The sequence below is a fragment of the Geodermatophilus normandii genome, assembly GCF_003182485.1.
GTDB classification, from domain to species: Bacteria; Actinomycetota; Actinomycetes; order Mycobacteriales; family Geodermatophilaceae; genus Geodermatophilus; species Geodermatophilus normandii.
The window spans coordinates 4,205,845-4,231,358 of record NZ_QGTX01000001.1 but is presented as its reverse complement, the minus strand read 5'-3'; the positions used below and the strand labels follow the sequence as shown (position 1 = coordinate 4,231,358).

Here is a 25,514-nt window from a genome sequence, read left to right as displayed (position 1 = left end):
CCGGTCATGACCACCCTCACCCCCGCGCCCGAGCAGGCCCCGCCCGCGCCGGCCTCCGCCTCTGCACCGCGCCGCCGCGGCCGCCGGGCCCGGAAGGTCACCTCCGCCGGGCCGCTGACCCACGTGCTGCTCGGGCTGACCGCCCTGCTGTCGGTCTTCCCCCTGTACTGGACGGCGGTCGCGGCGTCGAAGACGAACGCCGAGCTCGCCGGCACCCCGCCGCCGTTCCTCCCCGACGCCGACCTCTTCACCAACATCGGCCGGGCGATGGAGGAGGCGCCGATCGGGCTGGCGATCGCCAACTCGGTGATCGTCGCCGGCTGCATCACCGTGGGCACCGTGCTGTGCAGCACGCTGGCCGGGTTCGCCTTCGCCAAGCTGCGGTTCCGCGGCAACAAGACGCTGCTGGGCCTCGTCGTCGGCACGATGATGGTGCCCACCCAGCTGGCGATCATCCCGCTGTTCATCCTCATCGCGCAGCTGCAGTGGGTCGACCACCTGCAGGCGGTCGTGCTGCCCACGCTGGTCAGCGCGTTCGGCGTCTTCTTCATGCGGCAGTTCCTGTCGCAGGCGCTGCCCGACGAGCTGCTCGAGGCCGCCCGGGTGGACGGCGCCTCGACGCTCCGGACCTTCTGGTCCGTGGTCGTCCCGGTCGCCCGGCCGGCGATGGCGGTGCTGGCGATGCTCACGTTCCTCACCGCCTGGAACGACTTCTTCTGGCCGATCATCGCGCTGACCACGGAGAACCCGACCGTGCAGGTGGCCCTGGCCGGTCTGGGCGGCGGCTACGTCCCCGACACCGCGGTGATCATGGCCGGCACGCTCGTCGGCACCCTCCCGGTGCTCGTCGTCTTCGTCGTCCTCGGCAAGCAGATCGTCGGCGGCATCATGCAGGGCGCGGTGAAGGGATGAGGCGCCCGAGCACCCCCACCCCCAGCTCCCCGAGAGGCGCCTGACCCATGGCCACCGTCACCTTCGACGCCGCGACCCGCATCTACCCGAAGTCCGACCGGCCGGCGGTCGACACCCTCGACCTGGAGATCGGCGACGGCGAGTTCCTCGTGCTCGTCGGCCCGTCCGGCTGCGGCAAGTCCACCTCGCTGCGCATGCTCGCCGGCCTCGAGGAGATCGACGCCGGCAGCATCCGGATCGGCGACCGCGACGTCACCGAGGCGCCGCCCAAGGACCGCGACATCGCGATGGTCTTCCAGAACTACGCGCTCTACCCGCACATGACCGTCGAGCAGAACATGGGCTTCGCGCTGAGGATCGCCGGCGTCGCCAAGGACGAGATCGGCCGCCGGGTGGCCGAGGCGGCGAGGATCCTCGACCTCGAGGACTACCTGGGCCGCCGGCCCAAGGCGCTGTCGGGCGGCCAGCGGCAGCGGGTGGCCATGGGCCGCGCCATCGTGCGCAACCCGCAGGTCTTCCTCATGGACGAGCCGCTGTCCAACCTCGACGCGAAGCTGCGGGTGCAGACCCGCACCCAGATCGCGGCGCTGCAGCGGCGGCTGGCCGTCACCACCGTCTACGTCACCCACGACCAGGTCGAGGCGATGACGATGGGCGACCGGGTGGCGGTGCTCAAGGACGGCGTCCTGCAGCAGTGCGACACCCCCGGCGCCCTCTACGACCGGCCGGCCAACACCTTCGTCGCCGGCTTCATCGGCTCCCCGGCGATGAACGTCGTCACCGGACCGGCCGTCGACGGCGGCGTCCGGCTCGCCGGCGCGGTGCTGCCGGTGCCGCGCGAGAAGCTGGCCCGCGCCTCGGCCGGCACGGGGAGGGTCACCGTCGGCTTCCGCCCCGAGTCGCTGGAGACCGCGCCCCCCGGCGAGGGCGTGCCGGTCGTGGTCAACGTCGTCGAGCAGCTCGGCTCGGACGCCTTCCTCTACGCCACCCTCGGCGCCGACGACGACGGCGACGTCCTGCACACCGCCGACGTCGTCGTGCGGACCGACCCCCGCTCGGCCGCCGCGGTGGGGCAGACGGTGCACCTGCGGGTGCGCGAGGACGGCCTGCACGTCTTCGACCCGGCCACGCAGCGGCGCGTCGACTGACGAAGGACCCCGCTGCCCCCCACCACTCGCACGCTCGCGGTGGGCCCCGGCAGCGGGCCACCTCGGGCCCACCCCCGACCTCTCCCTGCCGCCTGACCTCCCCCTGCCCGTGCTCCCTCCTGCCCTGAGGAGAACCCCTGCCGTGACCAGCACCGACATCCGCGAGGACGCCCTCGCCGGCCTCACCTTCCCGCCCGGCTTCGTCTTCGGCGCCGCGACCGCCGCCTACCAGATCGAGGGCGCCGTCACCGAGGACGGCCGCGGCCCCTCGATCTGGGACACCTACAGCCACACGCCCGGCCGCACGTACCAGGGCCACACCGGCGACGTCGCCGTCGACCACTACCACCGCTACCGCGACGACGTCGCGCTCATGGCCGGTCTCGGGCTCTCGGCCTACCGGTTCTCCGTCGCCTGGCCGCGGGTGGTGCCCGAGGGCGGCGGCCGGGTCGAGCAGCGCGGGCTGGACTTCTACCGGCGGCTGGTCGACGAGCTGCTCGCCGTCGGGGTCGCGCCCTGGCTGACGCTCTACCACTGGGACCTCCCGCAGGCGCTGCAGGACCGCGGCGGCTGGGCCGACCGCGACACCGCCGAGCGGTTCGCCGAGTACGCGTCCGTCGTCGTCGACGCGCTCGGCGACCGGGTGACGCACTGGTCGACGCTGAACGAGCCGATGTGCAGCGCGCTGCTCGGCCACGTGTCCGGAGCGCACGCGCCGGGACTGCAGGACCCCGTCGCCGGGGCCCGCGCCACCCACCACCTGCTGCTCGGCCACGGCCTGGCGGCGGCCCGGCTGCGGGAGGCCGGGGTCTCCTCGCTGGGCATCACGCTGAACTTCACGCCGATGAGCCCGGCCAGCCAGGACCCGGCCGACGTCGACGCCGCCCGCCGCCTCGACGGCCAGCAGAACCGGATGTTCCTCGAGCCGGTCGTGCACGGCGCCTACCCGGCCGACGTCGTCGCCGACCTCGAGGCCGCCGGCGCCCCGCTGCCCGTCCGCGACGGCGACCTCGAGACGATCGCCGCGCCGCTGGACTGGCTGGGCGTGAACTACTACTTCGAGCAGACCGTGCGCGCCGGCGCCCGGCCGGCCGGCAAGCCGCCGACGTCGTTCATCGGCGGCGGGGACGTCGTCGAGCTCGACCCCGAGGGGCCGACGACCACGATGGGCTGGGGCATCAGCCCCGAGGCGTTCACCGACCTGCTGCTGTGGATCGGCGGGCAGGCACCGGGCCTGCCGCTCGTCGTCACGGAGAACGGCTCCGCCTGGGACGACGAGGTCGACGCCGAGGGCGCGGTGCACGACCCCGAGCGGGTCGACTTCCTGGTCCGCCACCTCGCGGCGGTGGCGACGGCGATGGAGCGCGGCGCCGACGTGCGCGGCTACTTCGCCTGGTCCCTGCTGGACAACTACGAGTGGGCCCGCGGGTACGCCCAGCGCTTCGGGCTGGTGCACGTGGACTACGAGACCCAGCGGCGCACCGTGAAGGACAGCGGCCTGGCCTACGCCGAGCTGCTGCGCCGCCACCGCGACGGCGCCTGAGCGGAGGCCGTGCTCGACGAGGAGACCCGCCGTCGGGTCCTGTGCTCCCTGCTGGTCGGTCAGCGGCACTCGTGGGACCAGGGCCTGACGGCGGCGGTCCTCGACGCCGCGGGCGAGGCGGACGCGCTGCGGGCGCTCGTCGACGACGCCGTAGCCCGGCAGCTGCCCGACGGCCGGCTGGCCGAGCTCGATCCCGCGTGCAGCGTCAACGGCGGCGTCGTCGGCGAGTTCGTGGACCTGGTGGCGCGCCGGACGGGCGACGCGGCGCTGTCCGCCGCCGCCGGCCGCCAGCGGGACTGGCTGCTGCGGCACGCGCCCCGCGCCGCCGACGGCACCCTGTTCCACCTGGTCGGCTCGCGGGAGGTCTGGGCCGACACCGTGTTCATGGTGGTGCCGCCGCTGGCCGCAGCCGGGCACGCGGACGCCGCGCTCGCCCAGCTGGACGGGCACCGCTCCCGGCTGCGGCGGCCCGACGGCCTGTGGCGCGCCCGGTGGGACGACGCGGCCGGCCGGCCCGCCGACGCCCGCGCCTGGGGCACCGGCAACGGCTGGGTGGCCGCCGGGCTGGCGCGGACGGTGGGCCGGCTGCCGACCGCGCGGGGCGCCGCCGTGGCGGAGGAGGTCCGCGCACTCCTCGACGCCTGCCTGGCGCACCGGCGGCCCGACGGCACCCTCGGCGACGTGCTCGACGACGAGGCGTCGCGGCCCGATCCCGCGGTGGCCGCGATGCTGTCCTACACGGCGTCGAGCGGCGCCGCCGAGGGCTGGCTGCCGGGGGAGTACGGGGCGGTCGGCCGGTCGCTGCTCGCCACCGCCGCCGCGAGCCTCGACCCCCTCGGGCGGGTCGCCGGCGTCCCGGCCGCGCCCCGGTTCGACCGGCCGGGGCGCTCACCCGAGGCCCAGGCCCTCCTGCTGCTCGCCGACGCGGCGGCGCTCAGACCAGGGCGGCGACGTCGGCCGCGCAGCCCCAGGAGAGGGTGACCCCGGCACCGCCGTGCCCGTAGCAGGCGACGACGGGCCGGCCGCCGACCGCCAGCCGTTCCAGCCGGACGGTGGGCCGGGCCGGCCGCAGCCCGACCGCCCGTGACAGCACCGGTTGCCCCCGCAGCGCCGGCACCAGGGCGCACGCCCGCTCCAGGATCGCGGCCTCCACCCGCGGATCGGGGTCCCGGCCCGTGGCCCCCTCCACCGCCGTCCCGCCGCAGACGACGTCCCGCCCGCGGGGCACGACGTAGGTCAGCCCGGCCGGGCCGTCCTCGTCCAGCACCCACTCGGTCAGCCCCGGATCGGCCAGGCGCACCACCTGGCCCTGCACGGGCACGCCGGTGCCGTCACCGAGCAGCGGCCCGGACGCGAGCCCGCGGCCACCACGACGACCTCGCCGGGGACGTCGTCCAGCGCGTCCACCCGGCCGGGCACGGTGGTCACCCCGGCCGCGGCGCACGCGGCGGCCAGCCAGGGCAGGTACTCGCCGGTGTCGACCACCGGCAGCGTGCAGCGGGTGCCGGCGGGGACGCCCGGCGGGAGCTCCTCCGGCGCAGCCGGACGGACCCCGGGCACCCCGGCGTCCACCACGGGTCGGGGTCGGGGGTCCGGTGCACGTACGTGCCCGGGCGGAGCCGCACGCCGGTCGCCGGGTCGGCGGCGAGCCGGGTGAGGACCGCGAGCGAGGTGGCGCCCCACCGGAGGACGGCGTCCACGGGTGCCGCCCGGTACGGGAACCAGATGGCGGCGGCCACCGCGGAGGTGGTCGCCGCCCACGGGTCGGCGGTGTGCAGCCGGACCCGGTGCCCGGCCCGCGCGAGCTCCAGCGCGCAGGTCAGGCCGACCACCCCGCCGCCGACGACGGCCACGGAGTGGCCGTCGTCGGCGGCCCCGTGCAGGGCCCCGCCGCGAGCTCGCGAGTGGTGGGGGGCAAGGGGTCCTTCGTCAGGTGGCCGGGCTCGGGTCGGTCCGCTCCTCGGCCGGGGCGGCCTGCACGTCGCGGATCCGGTACCTCTCCACGGCCTCGCGGACCGTCGAGCGGTCGATCTGCCCGCGGTCAGCCAGCGCCCCCAGCGTCCGCACCACGATCGACTCGGCGTCGACGTGGAAGTGTCGGCGCAGCGCCGGGCGGGTGTCGGACAGGCCGAACCCGTCGGTGCCGAGCGTCGCCATGCCGCCCGGCACGTACGGGGCGATGAGGTCGGGCACCGCCCGCATCCAGTCCGACACCGCCACGACCGGACCCTCGGCGTCCTGCAGCCGCCGGGTCACGTAGGGCACCTGCGGGTCCTCCTCGGGGTGCAGGAAGTTGTGCTCGCTGACCTCGTCGGCCTGCCGCCGCAGCTCGTTCCAGGACGTCACCGACCACACGTCGGCCGACACGCCCCAGTCCTCGCGCAGCAGCTCCTGCGCCCGCAGCGCCCACGGCACCGCGACGCCCGACGCCAGCACCTGCGCCCGGTGGCCCTCACCGGAGCCGGGGGCGTACAGGTACATGCCGGCGAGCAGGCCCTGCACGTCCAGGTCCTCGGGCTCGGCCGGCTGCTGGAACGGCTCGTTGTAGACCGTCAGGTAGTACATGACGTCGGGGCTGCGGTACCCGCCCAGCGGGGCGCCCGGGTCCTCGCCGTACATGCGGGCCAGCGCGTCCTTGACGATGTGGCCGACCTCGTAGGAGAAGGCCGGGTCGTAGGACACGACGGCGGGGTTGGTCTGCGCGAGCAGCAGCGAGTGGCCGTCCTCGTGCTGCAGGCCCTCGCCGTTGAGCGTCGTGCGGCCGGCGGTGGCGCCGAGGACGAAGCCGCGGGTCATCTGGTCGGCGGCGGCCCAGAACGAGTCGCCGGTCCGCTGGAACCCGAACATCGAGTAGAAGATGTAGATCGGGATCATCGGCTCGCCGTGCGTGGCGTACGACGTGCCGACCGCGGTGAACGACGCCGTCGACCCGGCCTCGTTGATGCCCTCGTGCAGGATCACGCCCTGCTCGGACTCCTTGTAGGCGAGCATCAGCTCGCGGTCGACCGAGGTGTAGCGCTGGCCGGCCGGGTTGTAGATCTTCTGCGACGGGAAGAGGCTGTCCATCCCGAAGGTGCGGGCCTCGTCCGGGATGATCGGCACGAAGCGCGGGCCGAGCTCCTTGTCCTTGAGCAGCTCCTTGAGCAGGCGGACGAACGCCATCGTCGTCGCCACCTCCTGCTTGCCGGAGCCGCGGCGCAGGACGTCGAGGGCCTTGTCGTCGGGCGCCTTGAGCGTCTTGAACTCCGAGCGCCGCCGCGGCACCGCCCCGCCCAGCGCGCGCCGCCGCTCCACCATGTACTGCATCTCGTCGGAGTCCGGCGCGGGCTTGTAGTAGGGCGGCAGCGTCTTGTCGAGCTGCTCGTCGGGGATGGGCAGGTAGAGCCGGTCGCGGAAGGCGGCGAGGTCCTCGGCGGTCAGCTTCTTCATCTGGTGGGTGGAGTTGCGGCCCTCGAAGTGGCTGCCCAGCGTCCAGCCCTTGATCGTCTTGGCGAGGATGACCGTGGGCTGGCCCTTGTGCTCCACGGCCGCCTTGAACGCCGCGTAGACCTTGCGGTAGTCGTGCCCGCCGCGGGAGAGGTCCCAGACCTCCTTGTCGCTCATGCCCTCGACGAGCTTGCGCGTGCGCGGGTCACGGCCGAAGAAGTGCTCGCGGACGAACGCGCCGTCCTCGGCCTTGTAGGTCTGGTAGTCGCCGTCGGGCGTCTGGTTCATGAGGTTGACCAGGGCGCCGTCGCGGTCGGCGGCCAGCAGCGGGTCCCACTCGCGGCCCCAGATCACCTTGATGACGTTCCAGCCGGCGCCGCGGAAGAACGACTCCAGCTCCTGGATGACCTTGCCGTTGCCGCGGACCGGGCCGTCGAGCCGCTGCAGGTTGCAGTTGACGACGAAGGTGAGGTTGTCGAGCTCCTCGCGGGCGGCCAGGCCGATGAGGCCCAGCGACTCCGGCTCGTCCATCTCGCCGTCGCCGAGGAACGCCCACACGTGCTGGTCGGAGGTGTCCTTGACGCCGCGGGAGTGCAGGTAGCGGTTGAACCGCGCCTGGTAGATCGCGTTCATCGGGCCGAGGCCCATGGAGACGGTGGGGAACTCCCAGAAGTCCGGCATCAGCCGCGGGTGCGGGTAGCTCGACAGCCCGCCGCCCGGGTGGCTGACCTCCTGCCGGAAGCCGTCGAGCTGCTGCTCGGTGAGCCGGCCCTCGAGGTAGGCGCGGGCGTAGATGCCGGGGGAGGCGTGGCCCTGGAACCAGATCTGGTCGCCGCCGCCGGGATGGTCCTTGCCGCGGAAGAAGTGGTTGAAGCCGACCTCGTAGAGGCTGGCGGAGGAGGCGTAGGAGGAGATGTGCCCGCCGACGCCGATGCCCGGCCGCTGCGCGCGGTGCACCATGATCGCGGCGTTCCACCGGATGTAGGCGCGGATGCGCCGCTCGGTCTCCTCGTCGCCGGGGAAGTACGGCTCGCGCTCGGGCGGGATCGTGTTGATGTAGTCGGTGCTGCGGAGGGCCGGTACGCCCACCTGCTGCTCGCGGCTGCGCTGCAGCAGCTTGAGCATGAGGTAGCGGGCCCGCCCGCGGCCTGCGTGCTCGACGACGCTGTCGAGGGACTCGACCCACTCCTGGGTCTCGTCGGGATCGGTGTCGACCAGTTGGCTGGGGAGTCCGTCGGTGATGACCGCGCGGGGCTGGCCGGCGTCGCGGGTGGGGTCGCCACCCTGCTGCGGAGCGCTCATGGGTCCATCGTCGCGCGCCGGGATGGCCCGCGTCACGCCAGACCTCCCGGCCAGCGGTGGGAAGGGCCCGTCGGGCGCGTCGTCGACGAGCGCTTGCGCGTGACCAGGCATGCCCTACGCTCCTGCCCACGCGTACCGACGCCGTCGGGACCGCGCTCCCGGGCACGAGAGGGGTGACATGACCAGGCAGCGGGTGGACTCCCCGCCGGTCGTGTCCGCCGTCGGCCCCCACGACTCCCACGCGCCCGTCAGGCGCCTCGTGCCCGCCGGTGGGACGCCGGCGGCCGGCCACACCTCGGAGGAACAGCAGGGATGAGCGTCGACTCGGGCAGCGCCGGCATGGCGGCCCGGCTGGGCATCAAGCCGGGCATGGTCGTGCAGGAGCTCGGCTGGGACGAGGACGCCGACGAGGACCTGCGCGACTCGATCGTCGACCTCTCGGGCAGCGAGATGGTCGACGAGGACACCGACGAGGTCGCCGACGTCGTCCTCCTCTGGTGGCGTGAGGACGACGGCGACCTCGTCGACGCGCTCGTCGACGCGATCGCCTCCCTCGCCGACGACGGCGTCGTGTGGCTGCTGGTGCCCAAGTCCGGGCGCCCGGGCCACGTCGAGCCCGGCGACGTCACCGAGGCGGCCCCCACCGCGGGGCTCGCCCAGACCAGCAGCATCTCCGCGGCCAAGGACTGGTCGGGGATCCGGCTTGTCACCCCCAAGACGGCGCGCACGCGCCGCTGACGCCGTCCCGCTGACGGGCCGCCCTGGCCCGTGCGGCACGATCGGCGCATGAGCCTCTCCGTCGGTGACGTCGCGCCCGACTTCAGCCTGCCCGACCAGGACCGCCAGGTCGTCTCCCTCGCCGACCTGCGGGGGACGCCGGTGCTCGTCGTCTTCTACCCGTTCGCGTTCTCCGGCATCTGCACCGGCGAGCTGTGCCAGCTGCGTGACGAGCTGACCACCTACACCGACGCCGGCGTGGAGGTGGTCGCCATCAGCACCGACCCGGTCTTCAGCCTCAAGGCGTTCAAGGCGCAGGAGGGCTTCGACTTCCCGCTGCTGAGCGACTTCTGGCCGCACGGCGCGACCGCCCAGGCCTACGGGGTGTTCAACGACAAGGCCGGCATGGCCGTGCGCGGCACCTTCCTCGTCGACGCCGAGGGGAAGATCGCGTTCGCCGAGGTCAACCAGCCCGGTGACGCGCGCGAGCAGTCCGGCTGGAAGGACGCCGTCGCGAAGATCGCGGCGTAGTCCCCGGACCGCCGCCCGGGGTCCCTACCCTGGGCGGGCGGGGCGCGTAGCTCAGCGGGAGAGCTCTCGCCTTACAAGCGAGCGGTCGCAGGTTCGATCCCTGCCGCGCCCACCATGAGCCCCTGAGCTGGAGATATCTCCGGGTCAGGGGCTCACTGCTCAATGCACAGCGTTCAGCGACCGCGTAACATCTGCATACGGGGCACCAGGGACACCGCAACCGGAGGCTCCGATGGCCGCCACCGTCACCCCGCTCTCCCCCCGACCGACCGCCTGGGACAGCTACCGGCATGACTGGGCGGTCGCCCTGCGCGCTCAGGGCAAGAGCGCCAACACGTCGCGGCTCTATCTCGGCGCGCTCAACAAGCTGGCTGCCTGGTGCCGCGAGCACGACGGTCCCGACAACCCGACCAAGGTCACCCGCCGGGACTTGAACGCCTTCCTCGCCGACCGGCACGACCACGCCAAGCCCGCCACCGTGTCGGTCGAGTACCGGGCGTTGCAACAGCTCTACCGCTGGCTCCGCGAGGAGGACGAGGTCGACCGCAACCCGATGGATGGGATGCGCGCGCCCACGGTTCCGGAGCAGCCGGTAGCGGTGCTCAGCCTGGACCAGATCAGGGCCCTGCTCGCCACCGCCGCGGGCAAGGCCCTGGTCGACCGCCGCGACGCGGCCATGATCCGGTTGTTCTTCGACACTGGCTGCCGCCGCGCCGAGGTCGCCGGGCTCGCCCTGGCCGACGTCGACCTCGAGCAGCAGACGATCACCGTCACCGGCAAGGGCTCCCGAGTGCGGGTCGTCCCCTTCGACGCGAAGACCGCGCAGGCTCTCAGCCGCTACCGGCGGCTGCGCGACCGGGACCGCTGGGGTGGAGCGCACATCGGGCCCACCGCGCCGCTCTGGATCGCCGAGAAGGGCCGGGGGCCGCTTAGCGCAGACGGCGTCCGGCAGATGCTCGAGCGCCGCGGGCGCGAGGCTGGCGTGCCGGTGCACGCCCACCTCTTCAGGCACGCCCACGCCCACCACTGGCTCAACGCCGGGGGCGGCGAGTCGGACTTGATGCGGAAGGCCGGCTGGCGCTCGGCGCAGATGCTCCGCCGGTACGCCGCCAGCACCGCCGACGAGCGGGCCCGTGAGGCGTCTCGGCGGCTCGCCCTAGGGGACCGGCTGTGACCGACCCGGTCGCCGGCTGGCTGGGCATCTCCGGCCTGCCCCAACCGCAGTGGGCGCGCGATGTCGACCAGCTGGTGACCAGCGCCACCACCGCCGCCACCTGGCTGGCCGAGCTGCCCCCAGACGTGCGCTCCCGACTGCTCATGTCCACCGTCCGCTGCGACGGCGGCAAGACGCTGCTGCGGCTCTACCGGATCCCCACCTCGTCGAAGTTCGTCCGTGGCCGGCAGCTGTTCCGCCGCCGGTTCCTGGCCGTGCCCACGAGTCGAGCCACCTGGAACGACGGGCGTCCGTCCCCGCCGATGTGGGTGATCACCTTGCGCGACTCCTGGGTGCTGCGCTGCCGCTGCCACCGCCCCGCGGTGACCGTCACCGCAGCCGAGCTCACCGGCGACCGGCCGATGCCCGGCGCCCACGTTGTACTGTCGGTACCGCAGCGGCGTTGATCCGCCGCCGCTAGTGGCCGGTCGGGCACTTCCCGCATCCCCGGAGATCGGCGCCGGGACTCCCCTTACGGAGTCCTGCCGTGCCCGCGCGCCGTCCCGAAGACCGTTCCGTCATCGCCTCCATCGCCGCCCATTCCTCATGGGCGAACACCGCCGACCCGGCCGCACGCACCGCCAACGCCCGCCGCGCGTTCCGCGACCGGTTCGAGCGGGAGGCCGACCCTGACGGGGTCCTGCCGCCCGCCGAACGGGCTCGCCGCGCCGAGCACCTGCGCAAGGCCCACTTCAAGCGCCTTGCGCTCAAGTCGGCTCAGGTGCGCCGCCAAACCCCGGCGTCCGGAGGCGGGGCGTGACCAACTGGAAGGGGTCGCCCCCAGGAAGGACCGGCCCAGAACATGCGGGAGGCAGGTCGCCCGGCAGCGCCTGCCTCCCGTGTAACCCGTTCCCTGTAAGGCACGTTGTCTTGGCTGCCGCCGTGGTGCGCCGAGCCGACAGCCCGGGGGTGACCCCGTGACGTGGAGCAAGTTGTCGGACGACTTTCCCGACGACTGCGACTGCCTCTCCGACGCCGCGTTCCGGCTGCACGTCGAAGGGCTCTGTTGGTCGAACCGGAAACTGCTGGACTGCCGCATCCCGAGGGATCACCTGCGCCGGTTCGCCACCCACCCAGAGGCCCTGCCCGAGCTGGTGGCCGTCGGCTGGTGGACCGAGGACGGCGACGAGCTGGCGATCCGGCACCACGCTGGCTACCAGCGGACCCGCGAGCAGGTGCTCGCCCAGCAGGCGGCAAACGCCGCGAACGGCAAGAAGGGCGGTCGGCCCCGGAAAGGCACCGGCTCGCCACGTGAGCTGTCGGAAATCCACCCGCTAACCCGGTCGGCTAGCGAGTCGAGAAGCGAAAGGGACGGGACGGGTTCGGGTCAGGAGGCACTTACGGGACCACTTGCGGAAGACGCGCACGCGCGTGAGGACGACGAGCGGGCTGCCGCGCTGCGAGCGGTGCGCGCACGCATCGCCGAACGGGAACGGCAGCGGCAGGCCACCCCATGACCTGCCACTTGTCCCGTCCCTGGCGTTGCCGGGTGCTGCTTCGGCTCTCGCTGCCCGGTGAGCCCAAGCCCGAAGTCGAGGACGTCGTCGTCGATCTCGCCGACTCCCTCGACACCCATGCGCCGATCCCGCATCGACCTGGAGAACTGACCCAATGAGGCAGCGCCGCACGTCGAAGAGGGCGGATGTCCCGGCCGCCTGTCTCACGACACCGCCCGCCCTCCCCAGCCGGTCGGCCCGGACCCAGGAGCATGGTCAGCAACGATCCGGCCCGGTGATCGCCGGCGCGACCCTCGCGCAAGACGGCCGCCTCGACCGTCGACAACCTGCGACCAGTCAACGACGCGCACGCACCCGTCGGTGGCCAGCCGTCGCCGTCCTGCGGGCTCAGCGCCACGCGCCGTTCGGTGGCCAGCTCAGTGGTGTCGCCGGCTTAGCGCGACGGGTCATCCGTGAGTCGCGCAACCGGGCGCCGAAGCGACCCACCTGGCGCCAGCCCCACCCCGAGCCGGTCGCGTCGCCATCCTGCCGCCCGTCGCTGCGTATCCGCTGCCGTCCACCGTGCCGCCCGTGGCCCGAGCCCTCGCCGACCGTGCTCGCCAACCGTCGCGCCGACGTCATGCCGACGCGTGCCGACCGTCTGCTCGTCCTCGTGCCCGACCCCCCGACCGATACCGACCGAAGCGGCCGGCCGAGGTCCGCCCGCCGATCCGCTCGACCCGCCGACGCCCGCGCTCGGGGCCGACCCGTCCCACCGCGGACGGCGGCAGAGAACCGCGACCGGCACGCGCAGCGGAGCGGAGCCCATGCACCCAAGTCCGCGCCTGGCCACCGCGATCAGCGAGAGGCGACACGTGCCCGTGCCACACCCTGCCCGAGCCCGACCACCGCGGCCCGGCGACGGCAGGTGGGACACGTTCCACCTGCCGGGCCGTGTCACCAAGGGCAGGGGGGGACGTGACGGACGTGCCGATGAAAGGGACTTCCGCCCCGTCGGAAAGCGGAGATCTCCCCCCAGCCGAAAATCGCGCCGGGTTCCGACGCACAACAGGAGAACCCCTATGACAACTCGAGCCCCTGCTGGCCTGGGATCGTCCGGTCGCCATCTCTGGACCGACATGACGACCCGCTACTCCCTCGACCCCGCACGGTTGTTGCTGCTCAGGGAGGCAGCCCGCACCGCTGACATGTGCGATCGGCTCAATGAGCTAGCCGAGGACGCCAACTCGCTCGAACTGCGGCGCTTGGCCGCCGAGGTTCGCGCGCAGCGCGTTGCCCTAACCCGCTTGATCGCTGCAGTGGCACCGGAAGGGGCCGTGAAGGCAGCCGAACCGGCCGGAATGAGCAGGCTCGCTCAGCTTCGCGCACAGCACCAGCACCGCCGGCGCCCAGAGGACGCGGGGTGACCGTCCCTGATTCGCCGGCCTCGAGTGCTGCTTGTGGACCGCCGGGCGTACCTGACTGCGCCTCATGCAGTATCGATGAGTCGCAACGCTGATGGACGCGGACGTCTGCGCCACTCGGAGGTCGAACGTATGGAGTACGGGAGCTACCTGCAGGAGCTCGGCCAGGCCGCGGAGGCGACCGCCGGCAAGGTGGTCTCACTCGCCGGCGGCTACTTCGGAATCCAGCTACTCACGGACGGCGCCAACGTGGTGCTTGCTCTAGACCTCGACGGCGACCAGGGCTGGGTGACCAGGGCTGGGTGACCTGGGTTGAGGACGCTGACGGCGAGCGCTGCTGTGCCGCGGCCGAGGAAGTCATCGGTCGCTGCCCCCGGTATGAGCTGCGCGGCCGCGCCCTTGAGGCGATCGCCCAACACGTCCACGTCTGAATCGCGGAGCTGATAGGCCCCGATTGCATGGAACGCGGCGACGGGCTGAAGGTGACCGTTGCGTCGCCCCCTCCTCAGGCGCGCGCCGGAAGGATGACCCACTCCACGGAGTGATGCGGTCCGTGTCGGTTCTGGAGGAATCGCCGTCCGTCTGTCACCGTGCTGCCGTGCCGCGGTCCTACCAGCTCGAAGACAACGAACGCGCCATGCGCCAGGCGCTGAACCTCGTCCGTCGAGAGGACCTGCGCAGAGGGGGCGAAGAGGACGGCCATCTCGACATCGCTGGGGTGAAGGAGCCGCTTCTCTTTGAGCTGAAGTCGGGCGTCCAAGGAGAAGCCTTCAGTACCGGACGCGACACCAGCGCGGCTCGGCTGACGCAGTGGTCGACCAGGCACTGGGCCTTCGGCGCGTTCGAGCCGGGCCACCCCGAACCGCGAGGACTTTGGTACGGGTCGCCCACCATGATGCGCGAGTGGCTCGACAGGGAGTTGAAGTACATCGGACCTGACCTTGCCCTAGCGGCTCGGGTTCCCGATCTCATCAAGGCGAACCCCGCGCTGGTCGAGGTCCTCATGCGCGCAGCCATGGAGCAGGAGGAGGGGGAGCAGGGCCCCCCTTATAGCTACAAGCAGATGAAGGCACTAATGAAGGCGGAGTGGCAGGCCAAGCCGAAGCTGGGCCTCAAGAGTCGCTACCGGGAACGCGCGTGCAATGCAGACTCGGCGAAGCGCAACTCAGCGTTGACTTATGACATAGACGGGGTCGCGGAGGCGATCGGGGACCGCATCAGCTACCTCATGGCTCGGGGCGTCACCACTAACAACAGGCATGTTCCCTGGAAGTACGTCATCGACAATTGTGTGGAGCTGGACCTGCGGAACCCGGCCGCGAGTTTGCGTGCAGCGGTCGGGGCTGGCCTAGCTGAGACGCGTACGGAGCGGCGTGTCGTTCCGAAACGAAGGCGATCTGCTGGAACGGTCGCGTCGTGACGACTCCCTTCAACCAGGACGATCTGCGCGAGCGGGCCATGGTCAGCGTGCTGAACCTTGAGCAGCGCTCTGACCGTGGTCGCCAGGACGAGGACGCCCACCTCGACATTGACTGGCATGGCCGTCGGCTGCGTCTGCTGTTCGAGCTCAAGTCCGCGGCCGTGGACGGTGACTTCGGCACTGGCCGCGACACCGGCATCGGGCAGCTGCGGCGCTGGGCCAACATGCATTTCGTCTTCGGCTGGTTCGCGCCGCGAGACAACGTCCCGAAGCGGCTCTGGTACGGCTCGCCGGCGATGATGCGCGAGTGGAATCGGCAGGAGCAGGCCTACCTAGCGCCTGATCTGGCGCTCACCAGTCTGCTCCCTGACCTGGCTGACAAGGACATCCTCAATCAGCTCCTGGGACACAAGGACGTCTACACCTACGACGACCTTCATGCTCTGATGAAGGACCACTGGAACGCCAAGTCGGCCCTAGGCTTGCCGAATCGCTACATCACCAACGCCGATGTCCGTCGGGCGGCTAAGCCTGCCGACTGCCTGTACAGCCCAGAAGTCGCGATGCAGGCGGTCCGCGACCGCGCGCATTACCTGCTCGCTCGCGGCAGCACGGTCAACAACCGCAAGATCAGCCGTCTGTACGTCATGAGCCGCTGCCAGGAGATCACCGGTCCTCAGTGGGCGCTCAACTTGCACCGCGCCGTCATGGCCGCGTTGGAGGCTGAGCCGCCTCGGCGCTGACGTCAGGTGGGCGACGCGACCCAACGCGTCCCGGAAGTTGTCACCGGGTCCGCCTACGATCCGTTTCCGTGTCGAGCAGCGAATCCATGGCCTGGGAAGACGATGGGTTGGAGCTCCTGCCTGAGGCGGTCGTCCCGAGCCGGATCCCCTCGACGCACCCGCTGCACCAGCCTTGGCAGCTCACCGCGCGGGAGCGCGAGCGGTACCGGCTCATGGCCCAGCGCAGCCGTGAGCAGTCTCGGCGGGCAGCGGCGGGAGAGCTGGACCCGCTGCACGAGGTCAACATCCCCTCCCTTGACACCCGTGACCTGATGCCGCGTCAGGAGCCGAACGGTCTGCGGGCGCTCAGCCTGTACTCCGGCGGCGGGGGTCTCGACGTGTCGTTCGAGCGGGCCGGCTTCGAGCACGTCGCCAGCTACGAGATCCTTGATCACGCGGCCGAGACGCTCTCGCGGAACCGGCCCGAGTGGGAGGTGCACGGCGGCGGCGACGGCGACGTGCACGGCGTGAAGTGGAAGGACTGGCGCGGCAGGGTTGATGTCATGCACGGAGGCCCGCCGTGCCAGCCATTCAGCAATGCCGGCCGGCAACAGGGACACCTCGACCCCCGCGACTGCTGGCCCGCGACGGTCAACGCCATCCGGGCCATCCAGCCGGTTGCCTTCGTCGCCGAGAACGTGCCCGCGCTGGCCAGCGCCAAGTTCGCCGACTACGTCCGCGACGTAATCGTTGAGCCACTCGAGCGTTCCCGGCCCCGGTACTATGTGCACCGGATCCTGCTCGAGGCCAAGGACTTCGGCGTGCCCCAGGTGCGCAAGCGGGTCGTCTTCGTCGGCTTTCGCTCCAAGAAGGCCTATGACGCCTTCCGCAACCCCACGCCGACCCACGCCTGGAACGATCCTGGCAGCGACCTTCCGGCCACCATGGGTGTGCGGGCGGCGCTCGGTCTGCCCCAGGTCGAAGAGCACCCTGACGGCCTGGCACCAACGATCCGAAGCGGGCTGACCGGCCCACGGCACACCACGAGCATCTGCAATTCGACCAGCGCCGCCAGGTCTTGGGCAGCCCTCGGGCTGTGGCCTAACGGCGTCGCGGCGACTCGCCAGGCGGCCAGCGCGTTCCCGACCGACACAGGGGCCTTCCGCCTCAGCGTGGCCGACGTCGCACTCATCCAGGGCTTCCCGCCCACCTGGACCTGGCCGAGCGCGGTCTACCAGGCCGTCGGTCAGATCGGCAACGCGGTCCCCCCGCCACTGGGCTGGGCCGTCGCCAAGGCCGTCACCAAGGCGCTGTCGAAGGCCTGAGATCTGCGGGTGGGGGAAGGATGCCGGTCGTGCCCCCCAAGCCTGTCACCGCGTCCTGGGCGTCTTCGGAGGCCGCACGCCGCACGATGGTCGCCAACCGCGGGCGCGACACCGGGCTCGAGCTGGCCGTCCGCTCGCTGGTGCACGCCCGTGGCCTTCGCTACTACGTCGACCGCCGACCTCTAAAGGGACTGCGCAGGACAGCGGACCTGCTGTTCCCGCGGCGACGGATTGCGGTGTTCCTCGACGGCTGCTTCTGGCACCGGTGCCCGGAGCACTTCCAAATGCCGGCGGCCAACAGGGCCTACTGGGGGCCCAAGATTGATCGCAACGTCGAGCGTGACCGCGAGACCAACCGGCAGCTGTTCGACGCCGGCTGGCAAGTCCTGCGCTTCTGGGAGCACGAGACACCGACGGCTATTGCGGACCAAATCGAACTGACTGTGCGCCAAGCGACGTCACCGACCCCAGGGTCCTGACACCTGTGGCTTTGCCTAGTCGTCTTACGGTGTTGGTGCCGGTGAAGTCCCACACCCCCATGGGTTCCGACTTCCGGACGCCCTTGCTCAGCAGTAGTCGAGCGAGGCAACGACCTCGGGCCCCGGTGTGGATGTCGACCACACCGGGGCCCGAGGCCTCTTCCCGGCCAAGGCGTCGGTGCTCTGCGCCCGTCGGTCAGTCGACTATGTCGATGACGTCGTGGGGTTGAGGTGACCGCGACTCCGGCCGGAGCTCCTGCCGCAGCTTCTCGGCGCCACGCCTGATGCGCTCCAGCTGCTCGACCCACCGGTCCTTGTAGCCGTCGGGGATCTGGCCGACGAAGTCCTGCAGCTCGATGAGGTGGGTGTACATCCTGCCCAGGGCCTTCGCGGCCTGCATCGCCCTCTCGCCCGCTCCGGGGAGCCGCGAGGCCATCTCCATGGCCTTGGCATGGTCGGCAAGGACGCGCTCGTGTTCCCGGGCTTCGGCGAGAGCTTCGTCCTCGCGCGCGCGAGCAAGCTGTCGTACTGCTGCCGTGCGCTTCTTGGTGCGGTCCATCGCGGCGGCGCGCACGGCGGGGTCCTTGAGCAGCTTCTCCACCTTGCCCACGTCGCGCAGGATCCGGCCGGACAGTCCCTCGTCGAGACCTTCCCCCAGTACGAGGGCGACCCGGTTCGGGTGAGAGGCGTACTTCGAGTGCTTTGAGTGGCTGACACCTTCAATGCGCATGTCCGGCGGCCACGCCACGGCCGTCCGGTGCAGGTCCTTGAGCAGGTTGATCGGGTGGCCTATGTCGTGGGCGAAGGCGGCGAGGCGCCGCTGGGCTTCGGACCGGCCGGCGCGGTCCTTACCCGGGGGGACAGCCTCGAGGCAGATGTCGCCGAGCGCCCAGCGGTCGAGACGGTCCGCCTGACCCAAGCGGACCGCCTCGGCCACCAGGGTCTCCCAGTCGCGGGAGCCCACCGTCAGCGCTTCGAGGCGCCCGAGGTCAGAGCCTTGGAATCCTCGGTCGACGACCCGGTGATCACCGCGAAGTTGGGGCTCGCCACCTGCATCAGGTCCGTCACCGCGCTGGTGACGCTCATGCCGAGCTCCTGCCGCATCCGTGCGCTGATGCCGTCGAAGGCCATGCCGACCATGAGACAGTCGGCGCGCACACTGCCGCTCACCCGCACGAGCTGGTCGCCGCGCGGCCGCACGAAGAACTCCATGATGAGCTCGTGGTCGTCGGTGGCGACCTTCAGCGGCCCCGGCTCACCCTCACGGCCCAGTTTGGCCTCGACGAGCAGCAGCCCCTTGGGCACGAGCAGCTTCTGCACAGCGCCGCTGGAGGAGGTGCGGCACATCGTGCCCCACAGGAGGTTGCCGACGCTGGCGAGCGTCTGCTGTCGCTCGTCGAGGTCCGGGTGCTCCTTGCGATTCTTCTTCCAGAGCTCGAACTCCTCATCGGTGAGTTCGATGCCCTCACGGAAGTGGGGCAGCACCTCGTCGACGAGCTGGTTCTTCGACAGACCCTGGTGCTTCACCGCGGTGAATCGGTCGAACGACTCGGCGTCCGAGGCCCGCACCGGCTTGCGCATGAAAATCTTCGCCAGGGTGCCGGCCAGAGCGGTGTTGTTGAGGGCTTCGTGGTCCTCGTCGTAGTAGCCCTGCTCGGCGAGAGCCTGCTTGGCGTCGTCACTGTCGCGCCACGTGGACATGTTCTCTCCATCCCTCTCACGGGTCGGCCCCCCGTTGGGGCGTCGCCGGTCAGAGGATTCGGACCATAGTGTGCTGTCGATTACAGGCGCAACCGGAGCCCGCGTTGATCGCCACGACCGACGTCGCCGGGCCTCGTCGCCCCTGCCGAGGGCGAGATGACCTCCGCCTGACGGTTTCAGGCCGACAGTCAGGTGGTGCAGCCAGGGCGATGAGCCCGCGGATCACTCCAGCTCAAGCTGCCGTCGGAGGCGCGCCGCCTCGACCTCGGTGTGCCGCAGCCTGCGCTCCAACTCTGCCCGCGATGGCTTGGACTGGGCCGTCGTCCGCTTCCTGGGGCGCTCGCGGGGGATAAGCCAGCCGATCGGGTCGTAGGCCACGACGCTGCGGTGCATCCAGCAGTCGGTGCAGTTCCAGTCCTGGCGTGGGGACGGCAGTCCCTGCTCCAACCAGGTTTGCCAGTCCGGGTCGCCGGCCAGTTCCCTGTCCGCGCGGAGCTCGGCGACGCGCTTGGGGGTGGCATAGGACGGGCCCTCTGTCGGGTCGAAGTCCGCAGCGGTCGAGTGCTGTTCGACCGTGTGCCCGCACTCCAGCACGATGGTCCAGAGGGCCAGGTGCTCATGGCGCCGGGACGCGGGCGTGCTGATGCCGTACTCCTCGCGCCAGTACTCCTCGTACAGGTCGGTGCGACAGACCTCGGCTCGGTCGCGCCACTCCACGATCCGGCGTCGGCTGGGGTGATCGTGTGAGGACTTCCTGCAGCGGTGCGTCGAGCCCTCCAGCTTGGCCGGGTCGTCGCCCCGGGTGAGTGTCTCGGTGATGCAGCCGCAGTCCAGCCCGATCTTCCACCGGAACAACGTCTCCGGGGCGGCGCAGTATGCCGCCTCCAGGTTAGGGGTCGGCTGATCCTCCGGGACCTGCCAGTGCTCCCGGATCCGCTGGCGGACCTTGGCGTTGTGCTGCTCAACCTCGGCCAGCACCTCGCGCTGTGGGCGGACACGACCGGGCAGGGCCTTCTCGGGCAGTCGAGGTGGTCGCGGCCGCCAGCCCTCCCGCGGCGGCCCGAGGCGCTTGGCGGCGACGATGGTCATGTCCTGCTCGCACTCAGGGCATCTGTGGCTGCTGGGCTCGCGATGGTCGCGGTGCGCCGTCCACTCGGCGACGTGGCCGCAGTACAGGCGGCAACGCCAGACGACGAGTTCGCTCGGGTCGCGGTCGCGGGTGGCGTAGAGCAGGCCGTAGACGTCGTTCGCCACTTCCCAGCTTATGGGCGGTGCGGCGGCAACCTTGTCCTTGGACGCTGCCCTTATCTCCTCCAGTGTGCGCTGCCGCTGGTGGTCGGCGCGGGTCAGCTCCACCGAGGCGTCCGGGTCGCGGTCGGTCGGGTTCTTGTTGGTGGTGGCCATCGACCCCTCTCCTCCGTGGTGCTGTGGCGAGGCGGCCCATCCAACACCTTCGGCGGTCTCCGCTGCCTCACGGCTACATGCGAGCGGCTGGCCGCGATTGGCTCAGCCCGTGGCAGCGCAAGGACCCAGCTGGCGGTCAGCCGGTCGCCGGGTGCGTCGGCCGTCGACGCCAGGGGCCGACATCGGGCTGGCGTGCTCCCCGGACAAGGCCGGGCATGGCTCCACGTGCGAGTTGGGCTGCAGGGAAGGCCCGACTGCCCGGTGAACCTCTCTTGGCCGTCCAGGTTGCGGGTCGCCCCTCTTCGTGCTCGACGGCGGCGACCGCCCCGTGGAAGCAGGCGGTCCGGGCCGCCATCGAGGCCGAGCACGTCGAGCCGACCATCGGCCGCTTTGCGGTAAGCATCGGGTTCCGTACGCCGGTGCCCCGCAACAGCAACGAGGCTTGGGACCTGGACAACCTCGTCAAGGCCACCCTGGACGCCATGGAGGGAGTCTTCGGGCACCGTCCCTGGGCGGGTCCGCCCCAGCCGGCCGACGACCGGGTGGACTACCTGGTGGCCAGCAAGCGCACTGTGGCGGAGGGCGAGGAGCCGGGAGTGACGATCACCGTCCACATCGCCCGCTAGGCCGTCACCGAGCAGGGGTTCGCGGGTCGCCATGCGTCCGGGCGACCCGGCTACGTCCCGTGGGCGTTCGCCTTAAACCAAGTCGGCGCCGCGTCAGCACCAACCGCCATGGTCATCTTCATGAACGCGGAAGTATGGGAAGGGCTGGCCGGCACTCAGCGGGTCGGCAGAAGGCCCAAGGTGGGGCAGAAGGTGCAGCGCCGCCGACCACGGCGCAATCCGCAACCAAACCGACTCTTCCGGCACGGGCTATATTAGCGCTTCCAGGGGCGCTGAACTCAGTACCCGTCGTGGTGGAACTCACCTACCATCACCTCCCGAACATCCGGCCACCCGTGGCACGGGGGAGTGGTGGTTGTTATAGTGCGACTGGTCAAGCGTGTACTAGTCGGCCTTCTGGCCTTGCTAGTTGTCTGGGGTGGACTCGCGGCCTGGCAGTTCCACGAGATGGCTGGCGCTGAGCCAGGGGCACTCGTCACTGCGGCCGACGAGTCGAACGGGCCATCTAAGTGCTATGTCGGGTGGCAGCCGTCGGAGGGGTCGATCGTTTTCGAGACGATCCGGCCCGGCGATCCAGGAACGGCTCATACACGCATGACCATCCGGGCTAAATGGCGAGCTGAGGATCTCACATTCGACTCGTGCCGCGACCGAGTTGCCTTCGAGTTCGAGACTGCTTTGAAACTTTCAACGACAGGACTGGCTCGGAACTTCAGCATTGAGTCGACCGATCTGCCGGGCGCGTATGTCGACAGTTCAAGGGCGTGGGACAGGCGCGACCTGACGGTGGGTATCGACGACGTGACCCGGCTGATGCCGGACCAGTGGTACACGCTCAAAGTGCGCATCCCCGGCTCGTTGTCGGACAGCGAGCGCATGAGCTTGGCTGCTTCCCGCGGTTACCTATGGGCACCCTGCTTCCTACCCCCTTTCGACTCTGCTCACTGCGTTGCGGGATGGGAGCAGAGCGAGGAGTACGGCACGTCGCAGCGAATAGACCTTGTCCCGAACGGCACTCCTGTATCAGTGGGCGTTCCCATAACGTGGTCCTTCCCCCCTCGTAACACGCTGCTGGGCAAGATCTTGCGTGATCCCGCTACGGGCACTGCATGGCTAATAGATGGTCAATACGACCGGCACTGGATCCCCGATGGGGGAACATATGAATGTTTGACCGGGTCGGGCGTGCAAGTGGTGGAGTCGTTTGGCTCTCCCCCCATGGCCATCAGCGATATCCTCGCCCGTTCCTTCGACGCTGGTCCCGATGCGACCTGCGGGGCGTCGGCTCCCACGTCGTCGGCTCCCACGTCGTCGGCTCCCACGTCGTCGGCTCCCACGTCGTCGGCTCCCACGTCGTCGGCTCCCACGTCGTCGGCTCCCACGTCGTCGGCTCCACGTCGTCGGCTCCCACGTCGTCGGCTCCACGTCGGCTCCCACGTCGTCGGCTCCCACGTCGTCGGCTCCCACGTCGTCGGCCCACGTCGTCGGCTCCCACGTCGTCGGCTCCCACGTCCCCCCACCGGCCACGCCCGCTCCAGGCGTGTGCCAGCGAGAAGTGACCTATGGCGCATTGACGCTTCCTGTTGTCACGCAGAGCTGGGTGACGGCCCCCCTTGGTGAATCCGTGAGGGTTACGCTGACTGGAGGACCGTCGATTCAAGAAACCTCCGTCGAGCTGCTTGACGGCGCCTGCAATGTGCACTTCATTCTTCGAATCTCTGCCGGACAAACTCAAGAAGTGTCAGCCCTCGCCGGGCAAATCCTGATCATTGGAGGCAGCGGTTACTTCCCTGCGGACAAGGGAGGGCAGGCAAGTATCGGGAGCTGAGTCATGCCAGCGACCATGGCCACCTTCGCCGACAACGAAGCCTGGCGTATCCTGCGCGGCATCGAGGCTCAGCCTCTTTGAGAGGCTGAGCGTGGCGCAGCACCCCCGTTGAGAGCTTGCGGCCTGCTGCCTGCCGTTGCCGCTGCGACGGAGCTCGCAAGCGGCTTGGTTGTACGAGCCCCCCGAGTTCAGCTCGCCAAGACAAGGAGGACGCGTGTCCCGGTGGGTTCCACTGTCCGTGCGGCGGGGACTGGCGGAGCCCGACGGACCCTACGAAGGCGTCCCTGATCACCTGCGGACTCGGCTGCTCGAATGGGTCGAGGAGACGCTCCACCCCCGCTTTGCCGGCGCCGAGGAGAAGGTGGCCTCGCTCGTTGCTTTGCAGCTGCGGATTCCGGCACCAGAGCGCTCGACAAGACTCGGTGCGGTGCTCAACGCCTGCCGCGACGACGAGGACGCGTTCCTCGACGTGCTGGACCTAGCGCTTGCCTTCACTCAGGGTCGAACGGCTGAGGACCTGGAGCTCCAACTGCTCGTTGGCGGGTCGGTCTGGACTGTGGCTGCGGATCATCGGTCGCTTGTCCGGCGCGTCAGCGAGGGGGAGCAGGAGGCCTACGACCGTGCCCAATCTCCGGCAGACGAGGTCTCCGATGAGCTGCGGACGGCCTGGGCGGCTGTCTATGGACGCAACCCCGACCCCTCGGATGCATGGGACCACGCCATCAAGGCGGTCGAGCTGTCGTTGTGGCCGATTGTGACACCGGACGACGCCAAGGCCACGCTGGGGAAGATCATCGAGCGGCTCGGGAGGAAGCCTGACAAGTTCTTCTTCCGGCTGGCGACCTCGAGCACCAAGGCCAGCAACATCGAGGCGGTGGTCCAGCTGCTCCGACTGCTCTGGCCGAACCCCGATCGGCATGGCACCGGAGAGCGACGCGCTCCTACGCTCCAGGAGGCGCAGAACATCGTGCAGTTGGCTGTCCTGCTGGTCGGGTGGGTGCGATCGGACGCACTGACAGAGGCGTGGCATGGGGCCGGCTCGCAGTGACCGCGTAACTTGCGCAGGAACGCTCGGGAACGAGCTGCAAAGTCCCAGGCCAGCACAGCGCTCAGGCGCTCACTGCTTACAAGCGAGCGGTCGCCGGTTCGATCCCGGCCGCGCCCACCCCAGACCTCGCCGACGTCGAGTGGTCACCTGTGGTGGTCACCGACGGGCGGGGACCTCTACAGGTGACCACTCGGTGCCCCGACGGGCGCGCGTCGTCGACCCGCGGCCGTCTCGGCGTGGTCGAGACGGCCGCAGGCCGACGAGCGGCGGGTGCCGCCGGGCTCAGGCGGCCGCGGCGGGGCGGAAGTCGTGCCGGGGGACGTCGGCGCGCGGGAACGCCGGGCGCAGCGCCAGCGGGGCGCGGAACGGCCGCCAGGTGCCCTCGGGCTGCGCGAGCCGGTCGGCGACCGCGTAGATGACCGCCGGGTGGTGGCCCATGCCCAGGTGGCTGGCGTGGACGGCGATGTTCTCCGCCTGCGGCCCCAGCCGGTCCAGGCAGGCCTGCCAGGCGACGATGCCGTCGTAGTGGGAGTAGATCGACGTCGCCGGCATCGCCAGCGGCTCGCACTCGCTCTCCAGCGGCAGCGTGCGCTTCTCCACGTGCAGGTGCGAGTACCGCTCGAACACCTTGTGCGCCCGGGACTGGTTGTCCGCCTGCAGGCCGAACGGGCTGCCGAGGGTGATGACCTGGCGTACCGAGTCGGGCGCCTTGCGGGCGAGGTCGCGGGCGAAGATGCCGCCCAGGCTCTGCCCGATGAGGCTGATCGGCCGGCCGTAGCGGTCGCTGAGGTCCTCGATCCGCTGGGCCATGCCCTCCACGCACTCGGCGGTCGGGCCGATGTTGCGGCCCAGTCGCCACCCGTGCACGCGGTACCCGAGCCGCCGCAGCACGCGGCGCAGCGTCACCGTGGACATGTCGTCGGCCATCAGACCGGGCAGCACCAGCACCGGGTGCCCGTCACCGGCCGGCAGGCGGGGCAGCAGCGGCCGGGCTGCGAGGTACAGGCCGTAGTCCGCGAACGCCCTGCCCACCTCGGTCACGTACAGGGGCAGGCCCGGCCCCTCGAACTGCTGTCGTGCCACGTCGTCCTCCTCGCTGGCGGTCCGGGGCCCCTTGTTCGACCCGTGACCACTGACCCGTCGGTACCACCCTGGGGCTCCGGTCACACCTGACTGTGGCGGCTCGCGGAGAGGAGCGTGATGCGGGCCACAGTCGTCGCAGCCGCCCCAGGGGTACGTCGAGCGCTCTCCCGGGGGCCGTGGAACCGTACGGACGGCGGCGCGACGGGCGTGCGGCCGGCAGGAGGGA

At 71.0% G+C, this 25,514-nt stretch carries 26 protein-coding genes, 1 tRNA gene and 1 pseudogene; 19 read left to right on the top strand and 9 right to left on the bottom strand.

Annotated features, from left to right (window positions below):
- Positions 1-6: 6 nt before the first annotated feature.
- The 4 genes from JD79_RS20410 to JD79_RS20395 all read left to right on the top strand — a co-directional run bounded on the left by JD79_RS20410 (position 7) and on the right by JD79_RS20395 (position 4,584).
- Entirely contained in the window at positions 7-912 is a 906-nt protein-coding gene (locus JD79_RS20410; protein WP_110006994.1) for a carbohydrate ABC transporter permease, read from the top strand.
- Between the two features lie 47 nt (positions 913-959).
- Positions 960-2,060 carry an ABC transporter ATP-binding protein gene (locus JD79_RS20405; protein ID WP_110006993.1) on the top strand — a complete coding sequence of 367 codons (1,101 nt, stop codon included), beginning with the start codon at positions 960-962 and terminating at the stop codon, positions 2,058-2,060.
- 142 nt (positions 2,061-2,202) lie between these two features.
- Entirely contained in the window at positions 2,203-3,603 is a 1,401-nt protein-coding gene (locus tag JD79_RS20400; RefSeq protein WP_110006992.1) for a GH1 family beta-glucosidase, read from the top strand.
- A gap of 9 nt (positions 3,604-3,612) precedes the next feature.
- The gene (locus JD79_RS20395; RefSeq protein ID WP_110006991.1) at positions 3,613-4,584 is read left to right on the top strand and encodes a glycoside hydrolase family 88 protein; all 972 of its coding nucleotides are present in this window, start codon (positions 3,613-3,615) and stop codon (positions 4,582-4,584) included.
- Here JD79_RS20395 and JD79_RS23195 read toward each other — a convergent pair.
- From JD79_RS23195 to aceE, 4 genes and pseudogenes are all read right to left on the bottom strand, one after another.
- Positions 4,538-4,924 (bottom strand): FAD-dependent oxidoreductase, encoded by a 387-nt coding sequence (locus JD79_RS23195; protein ID WP_211308076.1) that lies wholly within the window; start codon positions 4,922-4,924, stop codon positions 4,538-4,540. The two genes, JD79_RS20395 and JD79_RS23195, sit on opposite strands and share 47 nt — an antisense overlap.
- Positions 4,879-5,163 carry a hypothetical protein gene (locus JD79_RS24035; protein WP_245900261.1) on the bottom strand — a complete coding sequence of 95 codons (285 nt, stop codon included), beginning with the start codon at positions 5,161-5,163 and terminating at the stop codon, positions 4,879-4,881. The genes JD79_RS23195 and JD79_RS24035 overlap by 46 nt, the downstream gene beginning before the upstream one ends.
- Positions 5,164-5,252: 89 nt before the next feature.
- Positions 5,253-5,435, bottom strand: a pseudogene (locus tag JD79_RS24590) (FAD-dependent oxidoreductase); the annotation flags it as partial.
- A 97-nt stretch (positions 5,436-5,532) separates the two neighbouring features.
- Positions 5,533-8,331, bottom strand: coding sequence for a pyruvate dehydrogenase (acetyl-transferring), homodimeric type (aceE, locus tag JD79_RS20385; RefSeq protein WP_110006990.1), 2,799 nt, complete (start codon positions 8,329-8,331; stop codon positions 5,533-5,535).
- A gap of 312 nt (positions 8,332-8,643) precedes the next feature.
- Between aceE and JD79_RS20380 the strand changes: the two genes are divergently transcribed.
- The 13 genes from JD79_RS20380 to JD79_RS20325 all read left to right on the top strand — a co-directional run bounded on the left by JD79_RS20380 (position 8,644) and on the right by JD79_RS20325 (position 17,598).
- The gene (locus JD79_RS20380; protein ID WP_110006989.1) at positions 8,644-9,069 is read left to right on the top strand and encodes a DUF3052 domain-containing protein; all 426 of its coding nucleotides are present in this window, start codon (positions 8,644-8,646) and stop codon (positions 9,067-9,069) included.
- Between the two features lie 48 nt (positions 9,070-9,117).
- Positions 9,118-9,579 (top strand): peroxiredoxin, encoded by a 462-nt coding sequence (locus JD79_RS20375; protein ID WP_110006988.1) that lies wholly within the window; start codon positions 9,118-9,120, stop codon positions 9,577-9,579.
- Between the two features lie 40 nt (positions 9,580-9,619).
- Positions 9,620-9,694: transfer RNA gene (locus tag JD79_RS20370), tRNA-Val, on the top strand.
- A gap of 117 nt (positions 9,695-9,811) precedes the next feature.
- Positions 9,812-10,753 carry a tyrosine-type recombinase/integrase gene (locus JD79_RS20365; RefSeq protein WP_110006987.1) on the top strand — a complete coding sequence of 314 codons (942 nt, stop codon included), beginning with the start codon at positions 9,812-9,814 and terminating at the stop codon, positions 10,751-10,753.
- Complete coding sequence (locus tag JD79_RS20360; protein WP_110006986.1) at positions 10,750-11,199, top strand: hypothetical protein; 450 nt, start codon at positions 10,750-10,752, stop codon at positions 11,197-11,199. Before JD79_RS20365 ends, JD79_RS20360 begins: the two co-directional genes overlap by 4 nt.
- An 80-nt stretch (positions 11,200-11,279) precedes the next feature.
- A complete protein-coding gene (locus JD79_RS20355) occupies positions 11,280-11,552 on the top strand; it encodes a hypothetical protein (RefSeq protein ID WP_110006985.1) in 273 nt (90 codons plus the stop codon).
- 157 nt (positions 11,553-11,709) lie between these two features.
- A complete protein-coding gene (locus JD79_RS20350; protein WP_110006984.1) occupies positions 11,710-12,249 on the top strand; it encodes a hypothetical protein in 540 nt (179 codons plus the stop codon).
- Positions 12,250-12,281: 32 nt separating this feature from the next.
- A complete protein-coding gene (locus tag JD79_RS24340) occupies positions 12,282-12,407 on the top strand; it encodes a hypothetical protein (protein WP_281270334.1) in 126 nt (41 codons plus the stop codon).
- Between the two features lie 1,377 nt (positions 12,408-13,784).
- Positions 13,785-13,958, top strand: a complete 174-nt coding sequence (locus JD79_RS22825) for a hypothetical protein (protein WP_170149285.1) — start codon at positions 13,785-13,787, stop codon at positions 13,956-13,958.
- A 292-nt stretch (positions 13,959-14,250) separates the two neighbouring features.
- The gene (locus JD79_RS20340) at positions 14,251-15,072 is read left to right on the top strand and encodes a hypothetical protein (protein ID WP_146220502.1); all 822 of its coding nucleotides are present in this window, start codon (positions 14,251-14,253) and stop codon (positions 15,070-15,072) included.
- Positions 15,069-15,815 (top strand): hypothetical protein, encoded by a 747-nt coding sequence (locus tag JD79_RS20335; RefSeq protein WP_110006981.1) that lies wholly within the window; start codon positions 15,069-15,071, stop codon positions 15,813-15,815. Before JD79_RS20340 ends, JD79_RS20335 begins: the two co-directional genes overlap by 4 nt.
- A 68-nt stretch (positions 15,816-15,883) precedes the next feature.
- Positions 15,884-17,119, top strand: coding sequence for a DNA cytosine methyltransferase (locus JD79_RS20330; RefSeq protein WP_211308074.1), 1,236 nt, complete (start codon positions 15,884-15,886; stop codon positions 17,117-17,119).
- A 29-nt stretch (positions 17,120-17,148) separates the two neighbouring features.
- A complete protein-coding gene (locus JD79_RS20325; protein WP_245900260.1) occupies positions 17,149-17,598 on the top strand; it encodes a very short patch repair endonuclease in 450 nt (149 codons plus the stop codon).
- Positions 17,599-17,794: 196 nt separating this feature from the next.
- On the opposite strand, the gene JD79_RS20320 is transcribed toward JD79_RS20325, so the two are convergent.
- The 3 genes from JD79_RS20320 to JD79_RS20310 form a co-directional block, all read right to left on the bottom strand.
- On the bottom strand, positions 17,795-18,535 hold the full coding sequence (locus JD79_RS20320; RefSeq protein ID WP_146220501.1) for a hypothetical protein: 741 nt from the start codon (positions 18,533-18,535) through the stop codon (positions 17,795-17,797).
- 29 nt (positions 18,536-18,564) lie between these two features.
- Positions 18,565-19,299 (bottom strand): hypothetical protein, encoded by a 735-nt coding sequence (locus JD79_RS20315; protein WP_110006978.1) that lies wholly within the window; start codon positions 19,297-19,299, stop codon positions 18,565-18,567.
- Positions 19,300-19,521: 222 nt separating this feature from the next.
- A complete protein-coding gene (locus tag JD79_RS20310) occupies positions 19,522-20,703 on the bottom strand; it encodes a hypothetical protein (protein WP_110006977.1) in 1,182 nt (393 codons plus the stop codon).
- A 77-nt stretch (positions 20,704-20,780) separates the two neighbouring features.
- Here JD79_RS20310 and JD79_RS22820 point away from each other — a divergent pair, with 77 nt between their 5' ends.
- Positions 20,781-21,329: a RusA family crossover junction endodeoxyribonuclease gene (locus JD79_RS22820; protein ID WP_110006976.1), complete on the top strand. Its 549-nt coding sequence runs from the start codon at positions 20,781-20,783 to the stop codon at positions 21,327-21,329.
- A 1,124-nt stretch (positions 21,330-22,453) separates the two neighbouring features.
- Here JD79_RS22820 and JD79_RS22325 read toward each other — a convergent pair.
- On the bottom strand, positions 22,454-22,711 hold the full coding sequence (locus JD79_RS22325) for a hypothetical protein (protein ID WP_146220500.1): 258 nt from the start codon (positions 22,709-22,711) through the stop codon (positions 22,454-22,456).
- Positions 22,712-23,371: 660 nt separating this feature from the next.
- On the opposite strand from JD79_RS22325, the gene JD79_RS20295 reads away from it, so the two are divergent.
- A complete protein-coding gene (locus tag JD79_RS20295) occupies positions 23,372-24,205 on the top strand; it encodes a hypothetical protein (protein ID WP_146220499.1) in 834 nt (277 codons plus the stop codon).
- 282 nt (positions 24,206-24,487) lie between these two features.
- On the opposite strand, the gene JD79_RS22815 is transcribed toward JD79_RS20295, so the two are convergent.
- Entirely contained in the window at positions 24,488-25,288 is an 801-nt protein-coding gene (locus tag JD79_RS22815) for an esterase/lipase family protein (protein WP_211308073.1), read from the bottom strand.
- Between the last annotated feature and the right edge of the window lie 226 nt (positions 25,289-25,514).